This window comes from Dyella japonica A8, assembly GCF_000725385.1.
In the GTDB taxonomy this organism is placed as follows: domain Bacteria; phylum Pseudomonadota; class Gammaproteobacteria; order Xanthomonadales; family Rhodanobacteraceae; genus Dyella; species Dyella japonica_C.
Genome location: NZ_CP008884.1, coordinates 4,649,545 through 4,665,327, shown reverse-complemented (window position 1 = coordinate 4,665,327; position 15,783 = coordinate 4,649,545). Strand labels below are relative to the sequence as shown.

Genomic DNA, 15,783 nt, shown 5'->3' with positions numbered 1-15,783 from the left:
GTCGATCAATCCCAGCGGTTGAGGTGTGGGCCGAAACGCTCGCGTTGCTGGCGCACCACGCAGAAGCGATGACCGCTGGGTGCCTGCATCACCCACCAGCGACCGCGCACGAAGGCCACACGCGTGGCGCCCAGCTTTTCCAGTCGCGCGACTTCGGCGTCCAGGTTGTCTGTCTCGATATCCAGATGCACGCGGCTATCGTGGTCTACACGCTGCAACAGGATGATCGGTTCGTCGTCAGCGGTGGCAAGTTCGGCATATTGGCCGTCGCCATCCTGATCGAGCGTGACGATGGGCTTGCCCAGCGCTTGGCTCCAGAAAGTGGCCGCTTGCGAGAGGTCGTTCGTCTTGCAGTCGAGCACGAGGGTGCACAGGCGGCTGTGGTGCATGGCGGTGTCCGGCGATGGGCCTGGGCCGATCCTATAGCGGCGACGGGTGCATGCATCGTCAACGCAGGGCACCTGTGTCAGATCGCGTGCTTGCGGCCAAATGCCAGGGCGGGCGTGACGGTGGTGCGTGATAGCTTGCCCGCGCTTAAGACAGTTCGCACCCGGGATGGAGCACGCATGAGCGACACGTTCGACGATCTGCAGACGAGTTATGGCCGCTGCCTGCAGCAGGGGAAATTCATTGCCCGCTTCTACGAGATTTTCATGGCCAGCCATCCGGAGGTGCCGGCGCTGTTCAAGGACACCGACTTCAGCAAGCAGCACATCGCGTTGCGTCGCGGCATCAGTGCGGCCATTGCGCATGCGGGCGGCAGCACGCTGACCAAGCGCACGATGGAGCAGGTGGCGTGCGCCCACAGTCGCGGCGGCCATGCACCGGTGCCGCCGGCGTTGTATCCGTATTGGACGGAGGCGTTGCTGGTGGCCATCCGCGAGCACGATCCGGCGTACGACCTGGCGTTGGAGCAGAGGTGGCGGAAGGCGTTGGAGCACACGATGAGGCATTTTGTGCAGAGGTATTGAGGGCAGGCTTTAGCTCCCTGGGCAGTGTTGGCGTTCTTCCGCCGCCATTTTCCGTCACCGCCAGCTCCCCCCTCACCGTCATTCCGGCGAAAGCCGGAATCCAGCGACTTTACGTTGCCGCGAAAGAGCTAAAAGGCACTGGATTCCGGCTTTCGCCGGAATGACGGTGAGGGGGATGGAACGGTTAGGAAGCCTTAAGCGGTGCGTTTCTAAGCGGGGCAACAAAAAAAGCCCCGGCATGCCGGGGCTTTTTCCATTCAACGCATCAACACTCAGTTCGGCATCGCCAAATCATCCAGCAGCGCCTTGAGGAAGCGCGCAGCCTCGCCGCCGGTGGCGGCACGATGGTCGAACGTCAGCGAGATCGGCATGCGGCGATGCACTTCGATGCCGCCCATCACCGCCACCACGTCGTGACTCAGCTTGCCCGCGCCGATGATGGCGACGCACGGCGGCACCACGACCGGCGTGGCGTAGCGACCGGCGAACATGCCGAAGTTGGACAGGCTGATGGTGTAGCCCGAGAGCTCCGACGCCGGGATGGAACGATCTTCCACCGACGTACGCAGGCGCTTGATGGCCGAACGGATGCCGGCGCCGTCGAGCACGTCGGCATTACGCAGGGCCGGCACGAACAGGCCTTCCTCGGTATCGACAGCAATGCCGATGTCCACGTGCTGGTGCAGCGTGCGGGTGAGGTTCTTGCCGTCGAACCAGGCGTTGAGCGCCGGCACGGCCTTGCACGCGGCCACGATGGCGCGGATCAGGCGGGCGGTGATGTCCTGCTTGCCGATCCAGGCGTGCAGGTCGGCGTCGTCCACCAGGGTGGTCGGCACCACGTTGGCGTGGGCCTCGGCCATCACGCGGGCCATATTGCGGCGAACGCCCTTGAGCTGCTCCGGCTGGCCGGTGACGGCCACGCTCGGCGGGGCGGTACGCACCGGCTTGCCAGCGAGCGACACCGGCGTGCGGCTCGGGGCCGGACCGGGCTCCGGCAGTTCCGGTGCCAGGTGACGGCCGGCCGAGGCGGGCACGCTGCGGGCCGGGGCGGCGCCCAGTGCGGCGGTGCCGTTGGCGGCAGCGTTCTTCACGTCGGCCAGGGTGACCACGCCGTCGGCGCCGGTCGGCTTGACGCGGGTCAGGTCGACCTTGAGCTTCTTGGCGAGCGCACGCACGGCCGGCACGGCCTTCACGCCGCCGACGCTGCTGGCTTGTTCGACGTGCACGGTGTTGCCGCTGATCATGGCGCCGACCACGGTGCCTTCGTCTTCACGATCGGCTTTGCCTTCGCTTTCGATCTCGCCGCCTTCATCGGAGGCGACCACCTTGTGGTCCGGGGCCGGGCTGCCGGCGCCCTTCTTCGGGCCATGGTGATGGCCGGTGGATTCGGCCTCGGCACGCTGCTTGGCGTTCGGGTCCGGCTCGAACTCGGCCAGCGCAGCGCCGGTTTCGATGATGTCGCCAGCGGCGCCGTGCAGCTTGGTGACCTTGCCGGTGTACGGCGACGGCACGTCGACGACGGCCTTGGCGGTTTCCATCGACACCAGCGGGGCGTCGAGCTTGATGGTGTCGCCTTCCTTCACGTGCCACTCGACGATGGTGGCGTCGGGGAGGCCTTCGCCGAGGTCGGGCAGGTAGAAAGTCTTGATGTTGGCCATGAGTTTGATTCCGTGGTCAGGCGGAGAATTTCATTTTCCGTCATCCCTGCGAAAGCAGGGATCCAGTGCCTTTGATAGTCGCTGGGTCCCTGCTTTCACAGGGACGACGATCGAATAGATATTAGCTGTTGGCCAACGTGCGCTTGGCGGCTTCCACCACGCGCTCGGTGCTCGGCAGGTACTTCATTTCCAGGCGGAACAGCGGAATGTGCGTGTCGAAGCCGGTCACGCGCTCGACCGGTGCCAGCAGGTCGTACAGGCATTCCTCGGCGATGCGCGCGGCGATTTCCGCGCCGAAGCCGGCGGTCTTCGGGGCTTCGTGCACGATCACGCAGCGGCCGGTCTTCTGCACCGATTCGGCGATGGTGTCGAAGTCGAGCGGGGTCAGCGTGGCCACGTCGATCACTTCGGCACTGATGCCTTCGGCAGCGAGTTCGTCGGCGGCTTCCAGCGCTTCCTTCACCTGGGCGCCCCAGGTGACGATGGTGACGTCGGTGCCGTCGCGCAGCACGAAGCACACGTCCAGCGGCAGCGCTTCGCCGTCATCGGGCACTTCTTCCTTGTACTGGCGGTAGATGCGCTTGGGCTCGAAGAACATCACCGGATCCGGATCGCGGATGGCGGCGAGCAGCAGGCCGTAGGCACGTGCGGGCGACGACGGCATGACCACGCGCAGGCCCGGGATGTTGGTGAACAGGTGTTCGTTCGCTTCGGAGTGATGCTCCGGCGCACGGATGCCACCGCCCCACGGCGCACGCCACACGGCCGGCACGGTGATGCGGCCGCGCGTGCGGTTGCGCAGGCGGGCGGCGTGGCAGGCGATCTGCTCCATCATCGGGTAGATGAAGCCTTCGAACTGCGCTTCGGCCACCGGCTTCATACCCTGGGCGGCAAGGCCCACGGTGACGCCGGCAATGGTGGTTTCGTCCAGCGGCGTGTCGAGCACGCGCAGTTCGCCGAACTTTTCCTGCAGACCCTGGGTGGCGCGGAACACGCCGCCGTTGACGCCCACGTCTTCGCCCAGCACCACGACGCTTTCGTCGTGCGCCATTTCATACGCGAGAGCCTGGGTAACGGCTTCGATAAGAGTGATCTGTGCCATGGCTTAGTGGGCCTTCTTGTCGAGCTGGAGTGCAAGATCGCGCTGCTTGGCGAGATCGGCGGGGACTTCGGCGAAGGTGTAGTCGAACATCGCCGTGACCGGCTGGGTCTTGGTCTCGAGGTAAGCGTTCACCTCGTTGTCCATCCACTCGTCGCACTCGTTCTTCCAGGCTTCTTCCTTGGCGTCGTCCCACACGCCCTTGGCCACCAGCCAGTTGCGCAGGCGCTTCATCGGCTCCTTCGCCCAGGCGTCCTTCACTTCCTGCTCGCCGCGGTAGCGGCGCGCGTCGTCGGCGGTGGTGTGGTCGGACAGGCGATAGGTCACCAGTTCGAGCACGCTGCCGCCTTCGCCGTTGCGGGCGCGGTCCAGCGCATCACCCATGGCCTTGCGCACGGCGATGATGTCGTTGCCGTCCACCTGGATGCAGTACAGGCCTGCGGCGATGCCCTTCTGCGCCAGCGTCGGCGCGCCGGACTGGATCTTGCGCGGTACCGAAATGGCCCACTGGTTGTTGACGATCACGGCGACCAGCGGCAGGTTCTGCGCGCCGGCGATGTTGATGGCGCCGTAGAAGTCGCCCTTGGACGAACCACCGTCGCCGATGGTGCACACGGCTACGCGCTTTTCGTTGCGGATCTTGAAGGCCAGCGCGCTGCCTGCGGCGTGCAGGCACTGCGTGGCGATCGGCACCGACCAGGCGAAGTCGTGGCGGGCCGGTTCCTTCTGGTAGTCGTTGCCGCGCTCGTCGCCGCCCCAGTACATGTACACCTCGCGCGGCTGCACGCCGCGGTAGAGCTGCGCACCGTATTCGCGATAGCTGGGAGCGAAGACGTCTTCCGGCTTCATGGCGCTGCCAATGCCGACGTGGGCGGCTTCGTGGCCCAGGCAGCTGGCGTAGGTGCCGAGCTTGCCGGTGCGCTGCAGGGCGACCGACTTTGCGTCGAACACGCGGGTCGACAGCATGAGCTTGTACAGCTCGACCATGTGGTTGAGGTCATTGGCGAATTCAGGCAGGTCATCACGGACCTGCTTGCCCTCAGCATCGAGATACTGGAGGTATTCGATTTCGAACTTGGCGGCGATGGACACGACTCGCTCCCGGAGTGAGTAATGGTGGGGATTTGGAGTGCCGGGACGTCGGCGGCCCATCCAGTGGGGCCAGCAGCGGACGTAAAGCCCTGAGCAAGACAGAAATTGTTACAGGGCGCCATGTTGCGCCGCAAGGCACGGTGCAGCATGCGCGCTCGTACGGGGTTGGGCCGTACACGGGTTACCATGCGGGCTTTTCCGCACCCCGGACCGACATGACCGAGAACCAGCGCGACCTTGAGGCCGGTATCGAGCTCGACCTTAACGGGCGGCTTACGTATGGCGGCTATCTGAAGCTGGACCAGTTGCTCACGGCCCAGCAGCCGCTGAGCGACCCGCCGCACCACGATGAAATGCTTTTCATCGTGCAGCACCAGGTGGCGGAGCTGTGGATGAAACTGATCATCCATGAGCTGAAATCGGCCGTGGCGCACCTGCGCCGCGATGAGATCGATCCATGCCTGAAGATCCTGGCTCGCGTGAAGCAGGTGCAGCGTCAGCTGTTCGAGCAGTGGGCGGTGCTGGAAACGCTGACCCCGTCCGAATACCTGGAGTTCCGCGGCGTGCTGGGCACCTCCTCGGGCTTTCAGTCGCTGCAGTACCGGCAGATCGAGTTCCTGCTGGGCAACAAGAACGCCCAGATGCTGCAGGTGTTTGCGCACGATCCTGCGGCGCAGGCCACGCTGCGCGAGGTGCTGGAAGCGCCCAGCCTGTACGACGAATTCCTGGGCTACCTCGCGCGCCGCGGGCACGACGTGCCGGCCGAACTCATCCAGCGTGACTGGTCGCAGCCTTACCAGCGGCATGCGGGTCTGCTGCCTGTGCTCAAGCGCATTTACGAGAACCGTTTGACGTATTGGCCCGAGTACCACATGTGCGAGCAGTTGGTGGATGTGGAGGGGAGTTTCCAGATGTGGCGTTTCCGCCATATGAAAACGGTGGAACGGATCATCGGGCACCGGCGCGGCACGGGTGGTTCCTCGGGCGTGGCGTTTCTCAAGAAGGCGCTGGATCTGGAGTTTTTCCCGGAATTGCTGGATGTGCGGACGGAGCTGGGTGCTTAAGTCCCTGACCTTCAACGATTGGAATCCGTTTCACGAACCCGATCTGACGGTTATCCCTCACCGTCATTCCCGCGAAAGCGGGAATCCAGCGCCTTCGCCTTGGCGCGAAAGTCACTGGATCCCCGCTTTCGCGGGGATGACGGTGAGGTGGGTGTTGGGCGTGTTCGCGAACGGGTTCTTACAAAAATTCCTGCCGGCGCACCTTGCGCCGTTTGTTGACAAAAACTAAGGGGCACGCATGACCAACACCGCCGAGACCGCACCCGCGGCCGCGCCTGATTTCCCGCAGATGCTCGGGCACCCGCGTCCCCTGTGGATGCTGTTCATGACCGAATTCTGGGAGCGCTTCGCGTTCTACAGCGTGAGCTGGGCGCTGGCGCTGTACATCGTGGCGCACTTCTTCCACGGCGATCCGGCGGGTGAGGCCTGGGCCAGCAAGATCTACGGCGCCTATACCGCGCTGATCTACGCCACCAGCATCTTCGGCGGCTTCGTGGCCGACAAGGTGATCGGTTACCAGCGCTCGATCCTGATCGGCGCGCTGGTGATGGCGGTGGGTCTGTTCGTGGTCATGTTGCCGGGCAAGGAGCTGTTCCTGTTCGGCCTGGCCATGGTCGTGGTGGGCAATGGCCTGTTCAAGCCGAACATTTCCTCGATGGTTGGCCAGCTCTATGGCCCCAAGGATGAGCGCCGCGACCGCGGCTTCACCCTGTTCTACATGGGCATCAACGGCGGTGCGTTGCTGGCGCCGCTGCTGACGGGCTGGCTTGCCGGCTACTTCAGTGATACGCCGACGCAGGAAAACTATCGCGTGGTGTTCGGCGCGGCCGGTGTCGGCATGGCGCTGAGCCTGTTCTGGTTCTGGTTCGGCCGTCGTGGCCTGAAGAACGTGGGGCGTCCCGCACCGGAAGCCGCCAGCCGCCTACGCGTGGTGTGGGTGCTTGTGGGTGTGGCGGTGGCGGTGCCGCTGGTCTACCTGCTGCTGGCCTTTATCGGTGCGAGCGGCCTGCAGTGGCTGCTGAGCCTGCTGTTCGTCGGCGTGGCGGCGATGCTGGTGGTGGAGGCGGTGCGGCACGACCGCGTGCAGCTCGATCGGGTGATCGCGATGCTGATCATCTTCGCCTTCAACATCCTGTTCTGGATGATGTATTTCCAGCTTGGCACGTCGTTCAACTTCCTCGCGGCGAACATGGTGGACCGCGAGATGTTGGGCGGCTGGATGTTCCCGGTGGGCTGGTTCCAGTCGGTGAGCCCGGTGGCGATCATCGTGCTGGCGCCGCTGGTGACGCAGGTGTGGTCGCTGCTGGCGCGGCGCCACAGGGAGCCGTCGATCCCGCGCAAGTTCGGCCTGGGCCTGGTCTTCAACGGGCTGGGCTTCACCGCGCTGATGTACGCGCTGACCTATTCGGTGAACAGCCACGGGCTGATCCCGTTCTGGCCGCTCACGGCCTGCTACGTGTTGCAGACCATCGGCGAGCTGTGCCTGTCGCCGATCGGCCTGTCGATGGTGACCAAGCTGGCGCCGCCGCGCCTGGTGGGCGTGGCGATGGGCGGCTGGTTCCTGTCCATGGCGGTCGGTGGCAACCTGTCGGGCCTGCTGGCGGGACGGATCAGCGGCGAGAGCGGCATGACGGCGGCGTCTGCGTTGTCCGGCTTCACCTTCAGTTTCTGGCTGTTGGCGGGTGCGGGCGTTTTGTTGCTGTTGATCTCGCCGCTGATCAACCGGCTGATGCACGGGGTGCGTTGAGCGCCGTGCTCGTTGCTCCCTCTCCCCGCCGGAAAGGGTTGGGGGGAGGGGCACCCTTGCCTCGTCTTTTCCAGTCGCCATCCCCGCGTACCCCGCAAAAGGGGCAAGGGCCGGAAGCGCTTCACAACAGCCGAAGGCTGGTCGCCCAGGGCCTTGGCTTTCGGTCGTCGCCTTGCGGTGCCGTGGTTCGCCTGGGAGGGGTTCTCTGGCCCGTCCGCCACCTGGCTCGCCCGCCGTGTCATACGGGGACCCCTTCAAAGCCAGATCCAGGTCCCAGTCCAAAGCCGGAATCCGGCCCATTGGTAGGACCTTTGCGACTTGCTATGGTGCGTTGCATTTGACGGGCCCGGCAGTCGCCGGTTACATGTTCGAGTTCGCAAGAATTTTCGACAGGCACGCGAGTGCCGCACTGGCCTTCATGGGGATTGCATGAGCGAGACCAACACCGCCACCGCACCGACGGCGCCCGATTTCCCGACGACCATGGGGCATCCGCGCCCGCTGTGGATGCTGTTCATGACGGAGTTCTGGGAGCGCTTTGCGTTCTACGGTATCCGCTGGGCCTTGGTGCTCTACATCGTGTCGCAGTTCTTTGGCGGCGATGCTGCGGGCGAGGCACCGGCGGGACGCACCTACGGCGCCTACCTGGCGCTTGTGTATGCCGCAGCCATTTTCGGCGGCTACATCGCGGACCGCGTGCTGGGCTACCAGCGCTCCATCCTGGTCGGTGCGGTGGTGATGTCGGCGGGCCTGTTTGCCATCGCCATTCCCGAAAAGCACATCTTCGAGCTGGGCCTGGCCACCATCATCGTCGGCAACGGCCTGTTCAAGCCGAATATTTCCACCATGGTGGGCAAGCTCTACGGCGTGGGTGACGGCCGTCGTGACAGCGGGTTCACCATCTTCTACATGGGCATCAATCTCGGCGCCATGGTGTCGCCGGTGCTGACCGAGTGGCTCGCCAAGGCGGTGTTCGGCAGCAATGCCATGCCCAGCTACAAGTACGTGTTCATCGCCTCGGGCGTGGGCATGCTGATCAGCCTGTTCTGGTTCTGGGTCGGCCGCCGCGGCCTGAAGGACATCGGCCGTCCGCCGGCCGGTGGCGAAAGCCGCATGCGCGTGGTCTACGTGCTGCTGGGCATGCTGCTGGGCATTCCGTTGGTCTATCTGCTGCTGGCGGCTGGTGCAGGCATCCTGCAGTGGGTGCTTTCCATCCTGTTCCTGGCGCTGGCGGTGCTGTTGCTGGTGGAGGGCATCCGCGAGGGCAAGGTGCAGCGTGACCGCGTGATCGCCATGCTGATCATCTTCGCGTTCAATGTGCTGTTCTGGATGTTCTTCGAACAGGCCGGCAGCTCGTTCACCTTCCTGGCGGACAAGATCGTCAATCGCCAGCTGGGCAGCTTCGAATTCCCCACGGCGTGGTTCCAGTCGGTCAACTCCATCGCCATCATTGCGCTGGCGCCGGTGATTGCGTGGATCTGGGTGGCCATGAAGAACCGCAACCCGTCCATCCCACGCAAGTTCGGCCTGGGCCTGATCTTCAATGGCCTGGCGTTCCTGCTGCTGATGTTTGCGCTGTCCAGCCTGGTCGACGGTCAGGGCAAGATCCCGTTCTGGACGCTTTTCATGGTGTATGTGATCCAGTCGGTGGGCGAGCTGTGCCTGTCGCCGATCGGTCTGTCGATGGTGACCAAGCTGGCGCCGCTGCGCCTGGTCGGCTTCGGCATGGGCGGCTGGTTCCTTTCGACGGGCATCGGCAACAACCTGTCGGGCATCTTTGCCGGCCACGTCAGCGGCGAGAGCGGCATGACGGTGCATTCCGCCCTGAACGGCTACACCTTCGGCTTCTGGTCGCTGCTGGGCGCGGGGGCGCTGCTTTTCATCATCGCGCCGCTGATCAACCGGCTGATGCACGGGGTGAAGTAACACGGGGTGAAATAAAGAGACCCCACCCACCCGTCATTCCCGCTTTCGCGGGAATGACGGGCAAAAGGGTGCAACGGCGGCTGGCGCTTACTTCGGCTCCATCGCCTGCAGCTTGTCCAGGATGCGCACCAGCCACGTGCGCTCCTCTTCATCCAGCCGGGACAAGAGGTTGCGCTCGTGCTCGCGGGCCATGGGTGCCACCACCTCGTGGATGGCCCAGCCGGCCTCGCTCAGGCCCAGTACCGAGCGGCGCTTGTCGCCGTCGTGGGTGGCGCGGGTCACCCAACCGGTTTCCACCAGCTTGGCCAGGGCGCGGCTCACGGCCACCTTGTCCATCAGGGTGCGCTCGGCCACTTCACGGGCCGACAGGCCTTCGAAACGGGCCAGCACGGCCATCACGCGCCACTCCGTCATGCTCAGGTCAAACCGACGCTGATAATCGTCCGCAATGGCCTGGCTGACCGCGTTGGAGAGGATCGATAGCCGGTAAGGCAGGAAGTTTTCCAGCTCCAGCGGGGCATGGTCGGGATGGTGTTCTTCGGCCACTGCTGCATCGCCTCTTGCAAATGGTTTCATATGTAACTATAACGCGAGGATTATGACGATAGTCGCACGCTAGGACGGTCCTGGCGTAGGCCTTCGAGCACCGATCCATCAGGAGAGCCCCATGAGCGCGCAGCCCAATCTTGGCATGCAGGTCACCACCTTCGAAAACCCCATGGGCATCAACGGATTCGAGTTCGTCGAATTCGCCGCCCCGGCGGGCCGCGGCCACGAGCTGCATACCCTGTTCAAGAACATGGGCTTCAGCGCGGTGCTCAAGCACAAGTCGCGCCCGATCACGGTATATCGCCAGGGTGGCGTGAACCTGCTGGTCAACGAAGACCCCGATTCCTTCGCCGCTGAATTCGCCCAGGCCCATGGCCCGTGCGCGGCGGGCTTCGCCATCCGCTTCCAGAAGCCGGCGAAGGAGGTCTATGACGTCGTACTCGGCAACGGCGGCGAGGCGATGAGTGAAAAGGCCAAGGCTACCCGTGCGGTGAGCGCGCCGGTGGTGAAGGGCATCGGCGACTGCATGCTGTACCTGATCGACCGTTACGGCGACCACGGCAACATCTATGACGGCGACTACGAGCCGATCGCCGGCGCCGAGCAGAACCCGAAGGGTTTCGGCCTCACCTTCATCGACCACCTCACGCACAACCTCTACTTCGGCAACATGCAGAAGTGGTCCGATTACTACGAGCGCCTGTTCAACTTCCGCGAGATCCGCTACTTCGACATCAAGGGCGCGAAGACCGGCCTGGTGTCCAAGGCCATGACCGCGCCGGACGGCATCGTGCGCATTCCGCTCAACGAATCGAGCGATCCGAAGTCGCAGATCAACGAGTACCTCGATGCGTACCACGGCGAGGGCATTCAGCACATCGCGATGTTCACCGACAACATCTACGACACGGTGGAAGCGATGCGTGCCAAGGGCGTGGAGTTCCTCGACACGCCGGACACGTACTTCGACGTGATCGACCTGCGCATTCCCAACCACGGCGAGGACGTGCCGCGCCTGGCCAAGAACAAGATCCTGATCGACGCCGACCCGGAAACCAAGCAGCGCAAGCTGCTGCAGATCTTCACGCAGAACAACATCGGCCCGATCTTCTTCGAGATCATCCAGCGCAAGGGCAACGAGGGCTTCGGCGAAGGTAACTTCCAGGCGCTGTTCGAATCCATCGAACGCGACCAGATGAAGCGCGGCTTCCTGTAAACCGCAAGAAGGCCGCCTATGGCAGGCGGCCTTTCCCTGGCGGTCAGTGCCAGGAGCCGCCGTTGTGCAGCATGGCGACGAACACGGCACCGTAGAGGATCATCAGCAGCACCCACAAGGCGATGCCAATGATCATCATGACGCCCTGGATCACAAAAAAACTGCGTAGCTTGGACAACGCCTCCTTCATCGCGGCGGCGTCGCCGCTGAACTGGGCGCGTTCGAGCGCACCGGCAGACTGCATGAGCAGGACGCCGATCCAGATCGGCAGCCAGGCGACCAGGATGCCGACGAGGGTGATGGCGTAAAGGGCACCCACGACGATGAACACGACGCCCAGGAATTTCATCCACCCCTTGCCTGAGGCGAGGGGCTGGATCAGGTCCTGGATCGAGTGGTTGGCCGGTGCGTTGCTGAGCGAGGAGTACGAGTCGGACATGCGGATTCCTTGTGATGTTGTTGCAATAGACGAACAACGCCTCTTCCATTGAGTGAGGCGGCCAACGGTTGTAAGGCAAGAGTAATAGGATCGCGTGGGTCGTTACGACCCCGCACTCGGGCAGATCGCGGAGCTTCCATGTCAGCCAGCAAGCAGCAGTACCAGACCGGTTTCGCCAACGAATTCGCTACCGAGGCCCTGCCCGGCGTGCTGCCTGAGGGGCAGAACTCGCCACAGGCCGCGCCGCTTGGCCTCTACGCCGAGCAGATCTCCGGCACGGCCTTTACCGCGCCGCGCCACAGCAACCGGCGCAGCTGGCTGTACCGCATCCGTCCGGCCGCCATGCACCACCCATTCGAGGCGATGCCGGAAGGCCGCTTCCACAACCGCTTCAATGAAGTGCCGGCCAACCCCAACCAGTTGCGCTGGAGCCCGTTTCCCCTGCCCAGCGAGCCCACCGATTTCATCGATGGCCTGTTCACCGTGGCCGGCAACGGCAGCGCGGCGGACCAGACCGGTGTGGGCATCCACGTCTATGCGGCCAATCGTTCAATGCAGGGCCGCTTCTTCTACAACGCCGACGGCGAGCTGCTGATCGTGCCGCAGCAAGGGCGCCTGAAGCTGACGACCGAAATGGGCGTGATCGAGCTGGAGCCGCTGGAGATCGCCGTGATCCCGCGTGGCGTCCGTTTCCGCGTGGAGCTGCTGGACGACACCGCGCGCGGCTATATCGCCGAGAACTTCGGCGCGCTGTTGCGCCTGCCGGACCTCGGCCCCATCGGCAGCAACGGCCTGGCCAACCCGCGCGACTTCCTCACGCCGGTGGCGGCCTACGAAGACGTGGAAGGCAAGTTCGAGCTGGTCGCCAAGTACCAGGGCAGCCTGTGGCGCGCCGCCATCAACCACTCGCCGCTGGACGTGGTGGGCTGGCACGGCAACTACGCGCCGTACAAGTACGATCTGCGCCGCTTCAACACCATCGGCTCGATCAGCTTCGACCATCCCGACCCGAGCATCTTCCTGGTGCTGCACTCGGCCAGCGATACCGAAGGCGTGAGCAACATGGACTTCGTGATCTTCCCGCCGCGCTGGCTGGTGGCGCAGAACACGTTCCGCCCGCCGTGGTTCCATCGCAACATCGCCAGCGAATTCATGGGGCTGATCACCGGCGAGTACGACGCCAAGGCCGAAGGCTTCTCGCCGGGCGGCGCCTCGCTGCACAACTGCATGAGCGGCCATGGCCCGGATGCTGCGACGTATGAGAAGGCCTCGACGCGCGACCTGTCGCAGCCGGACGTGATCACTGGCACGATGGCCTTCATGTTCGAGACGCGCCGGGTGATCCATCCGACCAAGCAGGCGCTGGCGCTGCCGGAGCTGCAGGGCGACTACTACGAGTGCTGGCAGGGCATCCACAAGCATTTCACCGGCAAATAAGCGCCGGACCACCGCAATCACCAAGAACGACTGGGCCGCGCCACGACGCGGCCACCGGAGCAAAGCATGAAACTGGGTTCATTGAAGGAAGGCGGTCGCGACGGCACCCTCATCGTCGTCAACCGCGCGCTGACGCAGGCGGTCAAGGCCACCGGCATCGCGTCGACGCTGCAGGCAGCGCTGGACGATTGGTCGAGTACGGCGCCGCGCCTCAACGCGCTGTATGAAGAACTGAACGCCGGCACCGCCAAGGGTGCGTTCGCGCTCGACATGCATGCGCTTGCTTCGCCGCTGCCGCGTGCCTATGAATTCGTCGACGGCAGCGCCTACCTGCCGCACGTCGAGCGCGTGCGCCGCGCCCGTGGCGCCGAGGTGCCCGAGTCCTTCTACGTCGATCCGCTGATGTACCAGGCGGTCAGCGCCGGCTTCCTTGGCCCGCGCGATCCGGTAGTGGTGCCGAGCGAGGACTACGGCATCGACCTGGAAGCCGAAGTGGTGGTGATCACCGACGACGTGCCGATGGCGGTGACGCCGGCGCAGGCCGTGGGGCACATCCAGCTGATCGGCCTGGTCAACGACGTGTCGCTGCGTGGCCTGATTCCCGCCGAGCTCGCCAAGGGCTTCGGCTTCCTGCAGTCCAAGCCGCGCTCCGCGCTGTCGCCGGTGTTCGTGACGCCGGACGAACTCGGCGACGTGTGGCAGGACGAGAAGCTGCACCTGCCGATGCGCACCTGGCTCAACGGCCAGTGGTTCGGCGAGGCCGAGTGCGGCGTGGACATGCAGTTCAACTTCGCGCAGCTGGTGGCGCACGCGGCGAAGACGCGTCCGCTCACGGCAGGCACCATCGTCGGCTCCGGCACCATCGCCAACGAAGACACCAGCAAGGGTGCGTCGTGCCTGGCCGAACAGCGCACGGTGGAAACCCTGCGCGACGGCAAGCCGACCACGCCGTTCCTGACGTTCGGCGACAGCCTGCGCATCGACGTGACGGATGCCTCGGGCGCGTCCATCTTCGGGTCCATCGAGCAGACCATCGCGCCGCTGAAGCGGTAAGCGAGGCGACCGCGGATCCGCGGGCATCCTTCCGTGATGCGCCGCGGATCCGTACGAATTGTCGCATCGGCCTGACGGGCGTCAGGCCTCACGTTCGGCGGCGCGGCGATACTGCCGCGCATGCGCACGAACACCATCGTTCCGGAATTCGATCCAGCCCTCATCGCTCGTTACGATGTGCCCGGGCCCCGCTACACGAGCTATCCGACCGCGCCCCAGTTCCATGCGGGCTTTGACGAGGCGGCGTTCCGCGCCCAGGTCATGGCCTCCAACGAAGCCGCATCGCCCCGGCCGCTGTCGCTTTATGTGCATGTGCCATTCTGCTTCAGCCCGTGCTTCTACTGTGGCTGCACACGCGTCATCACGCGTGACGTCACCCGGGCCGATCATTACCTCGACGTGCTGCTGCGCGAAATCGCGCTGACTGGCGCGCTGTTCAACCGGGATCGCCCGGTGCTGCAGCTCCATCTCGGCGGTGGCACGCCGAACTTCCTGGACGCACCGCGCATGGCCAGGCTGGTCGCCGCCCTGGAAAACAGCTTCGCCTACCGTCGCGGCGGCGTGCGCGAGTACGGTATCGAGATCGACCCGCGTTACGCGGACAGCCGCTACGTGCGCGACCTGGCGGCGCTGGGCTTCAACCGCCTGTCGGTGGGCATCCAGGACTTCGACCCCGAGGTGCAGGTCGCGGTCAACCGCATCCAGAGCGTGGTGCAGACGCGCGAGGTGATCGAGGGCGCGCGGGATGCGGGCTACGGGTCGGTCAGCGTGGACCTGATCTATGGCCTGCCGCGCCAGACGCTCGACGGCTTCCGGCGCACGCTGGACGAAGTGATCGCGCTGGGGCCCGATCGCGTGGCGGTGTATGGCTACGCCCATCTGCCGCATCTGTTCAAGGCGCAGCAGCAGATCGTCGACAGCGAACTGCCGGACGCCTCCACGCGCCTGGCGCTGTTTGGCGAAGCCTTCCGGACGCTGTGCGGGGCAGGGTATGTGTATGTGGGCATGGATCATTTCGCGCGTGCGGGCGACGAGCTGGTCCGCGCGCAGCGGGCGGGCACGCTGCAACGCAATTTCCAGGGCTATTCCACGCATGGCGACTGTGACATCGTCGGCCTCGGCGTGAGTTCGATCAGCCGGGTTGGCAACAGCTACAGCCAGAATGCGCGCGATCTTGTCGGCTACGAAGCCGCCCTGGCCGCGGGGCGCCTGCCGGTGAGCCGTGGCATCCGCCTCACCAATGACGACGTGCTGCGGCGCGCGGTGATCGGCGAGCTGATGTGTCACGGCGAGATTGATATGCATGGCTTCGGCCTGAGGCATGGCTTCCGCTTCGATGACATCTTTGCTTCCGAACTCGAGCGCCTGACGCCGTGTGTCGAGGACGGCCTCGTCACGTTCGACGCGCATGTCATCCGCGTCACCCCGCGGGGCCGGCTGTTGCTGCGCAATGTGGCGATGTGTTTCGACGCTTATCTGGGCAGCTCACTGGACACACCGCGCTACTCGCGCACCATATGACGTCACCCGTG

14 protein-coding genes are annotated in these 15,783 nt (G+C 64.7%); 8 read left to right on the top strand and 6 right to left on the bottom strand.

Annotated features, from left to right (window positions below; all coding sequences use genetic code 11):
- Positions 1-5: 5 nt before the first annotated feature.
- Positions 6-389 carry a VOC family protein gene (locus tag HY57_RS19885; RefSeq protein ID WP_019467024.1) on the bottom strand — a complete coding sequence of 128 codons (384 nt, stop codon included), beginning with the start codon at positions 387-389 and terminating at the stop codon, positions 6-8.
- Positions 390-566: 177 nt separating this feature from the next.
- On the opposite strand from HY57_RS19885, the gene HY57_RS19880 reads away from it, so the two are divergent.
- Positions 567-971, top strand: a complete 405-nt coding sequence (locus tag HY57_RS19880) for a globin (RefSeq protein ID WP_019467025.1) — start codon at positions 567-569, stop codon at positions 969-971.
- 272 nt (positions 972-1,243) lie between these two features.
- On the opposite strand, the gene HY57_RS19875 is transcribed toward HY57_RS19880, so the two are convergent.
- From HY57_RS19875 to pdhA, 3 genes are all read right to left on the bottom strand, one after another.
- Positions 1,244-2,629, bottom strand: a complete 1,386-nt coding sequence (locus tag HY57_RS19875) for a dihydrolipoamide acetyltransferase family protein (RefSeq protein ID WP_019467026.1) — start codon at positions 2,627-2,629, stop codon at positions 1,244-1,246.
- 121 nt (positions 2,630-2,750) lie between these two features.
- On the bottom strand, positions 2,751-3,731 hold the full coding sequence (locus tag HY57_RS19870) for an alpha-ketoacid dehydrogenase subunit beta (RefSeq protein ID WP_026034225.1): 981 nt from the start codon (positions 3,729-3,731) through the stop codon (positions 2,751-2,753).
- Between the two features lie 3 nt (positions 3,732-3,734).
- On the bottom strand, positions 3,735-4,820 hold the full coding sequence (gene pdhA / locus HY57_RS19865; protein ID WP_019467028.1) for a pyruvate dehydrogenase (acetyl-transferring) E1 component subunit alpha: 1,086 nt from the start codon (positions 4,818-4,820) through the stop codon (positions 3,735-3,737).
- 215 nt (positions 4,821-5,035) lie between these two features.
- Here pdhA and HY57_RS19860 point away from each other — a divergent pair, with 215 nt between their 5' ends.
- The 3 genes from HY57_RS19860 to HY57_RS19850 all read left to right on the top strand — a co-directional run bounded on the left by HY57_RS19860 (position 5,036) and on the right by HY57_RS19850 (position 9,557).
- Positions 5,036-5,884, top strand: a complete 849-nt coding sequence (locus HY57_RS19860; protein ID WP_019467029.1) for a tryptophan 2,3-dioxygenase — start codon at positions 5,036-5,038, stop codon at positions 5,882-5,884.
- Between the two features lie 238 nt (positions 5,885-6,122).
- Positions 6,123-7,631 (top strand): peptide MFS transporter, encoded by a 1,509-nt coding sequence (locus HY57_RS19855; protein ID WP_019467030.1) that lies wholly within the window; start codon positions 6,123-6,125, stop codon positions 7,629-7,631.
- A gap of 429 nt (positions 7,632-8,060) precedes the next feature.
- Positions 8,061-9,557, top strand: coding sequence for a peptide MFS transporter (locus HY57_RS19850; protein WP_019467031.1), 1,497 nt, complete (start codon positions 8,061-8,063; stop codon positions 9,555-9,557).
- Between the two features lie 87 nt (positions 9,558-9,644).
- Here the strand turns inward: HY57_RS19850 and HY57_RS19845 are convergent, their stop codons facing one another.
- Positions 9,645-10,133: a MarR family transcriptional regulator gene (locus HY57_RS19845; RefSeq protein ID WP_050997984.1), complete on the bottom strand. Its 489-nt coding sequence runs from the start codon at positions 10,131-10,133 to the stop codon at positions 9,645-9,647.
- 91 nt (positions 10,134-10,224) lie between these two features.
- On the opposite strand from HY57_RS19845, the gene hppD reads away from it, so the two are divergent.
- Positions 10,225-11,322 carry a 4-hydroxyphenylpyruvate dioxygenase gene (gene hppD, locus HY57_RS19840; protein ID WP_019467033.1) on the top strand — a complete coding sequence of 366 codons (1,098 nt, stop codon included), beginning with the start codon at positions 10,225-10,227 and terminating at the stop codon, positions 11,320-11,322.
- A gap of 43 nt (positions 11,323-11,365) precedes the next feature.
- On the opposite strand, the gene HY57_RS19835 is transcribed toward hppD, so the two are convergent.
- Positions 11,366-11,761: a DUF5362 domain-containing protein gene (locus HY57_RS19835; protein WP_019467034.1), complete on the bottom strand. Its 396-nt coding sequence runs from the start codon at positions 11,759-11,761 to the stop codon at positions 11,366-11,368.
- A gap of 138 nt (positions 11,762-11,899) precedes the next feature.
- Between HY57_RS19835 and hmgA the strand changes: the two genes are divergently transcribed.
- The 3 genes from hmgA (at position 11,900) to hemN (ending at position 15,772) form a co-directional block, all read left to right on the top strand.
- A complete protein-coding gene (gene hmgA, locus HY57_RS19830) occupies positions 11,900-13,198 on the top strand; it encodes a homogentisate 1,2-dioxygenase (protein WP_019467035.1) in 1,299 nt (432 codons plus the stop codon).
- A 66-nt stretch (positions 13,199-13,264) separates the two neighbouring features.
- The gene (locus tag HY57_RS19825; protein ID WP_019467036.1) at positions 13,265-14,251 is read left to right on the top strand and encodes a fumarylacetoacetate hydrolase family protein; all 987 of its coding nucleotides are present in this window, start codon (positions 13,265-13,267) and stop codon (positions 14,249-14,251) included.
- 120 nt (positions 14,252-14,371) lie between these two features.
- Positions 14,372-15,772 (top strand): oxygen-independent coproporphyrinogen III oxidase, encoded by a 1,401-nt coding sequence (hemN, locus tag HY57_RS19820; RefSeq protein WP_019467037.1) that lies wholly within the window; start codon positions 14,372-14,374, stop codon positions 15,770-15,772.
- Positions 15,773-15,783 lie beyond the last annotated feature (11 nt).

Coding starts and splice junctions, on each gene's coding strand:
- HY57_RS19885 (WP_019467024.1), bottom strand. CDS start 389: ATGCACCACAGCCGCCTGTGCACCCTCGTGCTCGACTGCAAGACGAAC.
- HY57_RS19880 (WP_019467025.1), top strand. CDS start 567: ATGAGCGACACGTTCGACGATCTGCAGACGAGTTATGGCCGCTGCCTG.
- HY57_RS19875 (WP_019467026.1), bottom strand. CDS start 2,629: ATGGCCAACATCAAGACTTTCTACCTGCCCGACCTCGGCGAAGGCCTC.
- HY57_RS19870 (WP_026034225.1), bottom strand. CDS start 3,731: ATGGCACAGATCACTCTTATCGAAGCCGTTACCCAGGCTCTCGCGTAT.
- HY57_RS19860 (WP_019467029.1), top strand. CDS start 5,036: ATGACCGAGAACCAGCGCGACCTTGAGGCCGGTATCGAGCTCGACCTT.
- HY57_RS19855 (WP_019467030.1), top strand. CDS start 6,123: ATGACCAACACCGCCGAGACCGCACCCGCGGCCGCGCCTGATTTCCCG.
- HY57_RS19850 (WP_019467031.1), top strand. CDS start 8,061: ATGAGCGAGACCAACACCGCCACCGCACCGACGGCGCCCGATTTCCCG.
- HY57_RS19845 (WP_050997984.1), bottom strand. CDS start 10,133: ATGAAACCATTTGCAAGAGGCGATGCAGCAGTGGCCGAAGAACACCAT.
- hppD (WP_019467033.1), top strand. CDS start 10,225: ATGAGCGCGCAGCCCAATCTTGGCATGCAGGTCACCACCTTCGAAAAC.
- HY57_RS19835 (WP_019467034.1), bottom strand. CDS start 11,761: ATGTCCGACTCGTACTCCTCGCTCAGCAACGCACCGGCCAACCACTCG.
- hmgA (WP_019467035.1), top strand. CDS start 11,900: ATGTCAGCCAGCAAGCAGCAGTACCAGACCGGTTTCGCCAACGAATTC.
- HY57_RS19825 (WP_019467036.1), top strand. CDS start 13,265: ATGAAACTGGGTTCATTGAAGGAAGGCGGTCGCGACGGCACCCTCATC.
- hemN (WP_019467037.1), top strand. CDS start 14,372: ATGCGCACGAACACCATCGTTCCGGAATTCGATCCAGCCCTCATCGCT.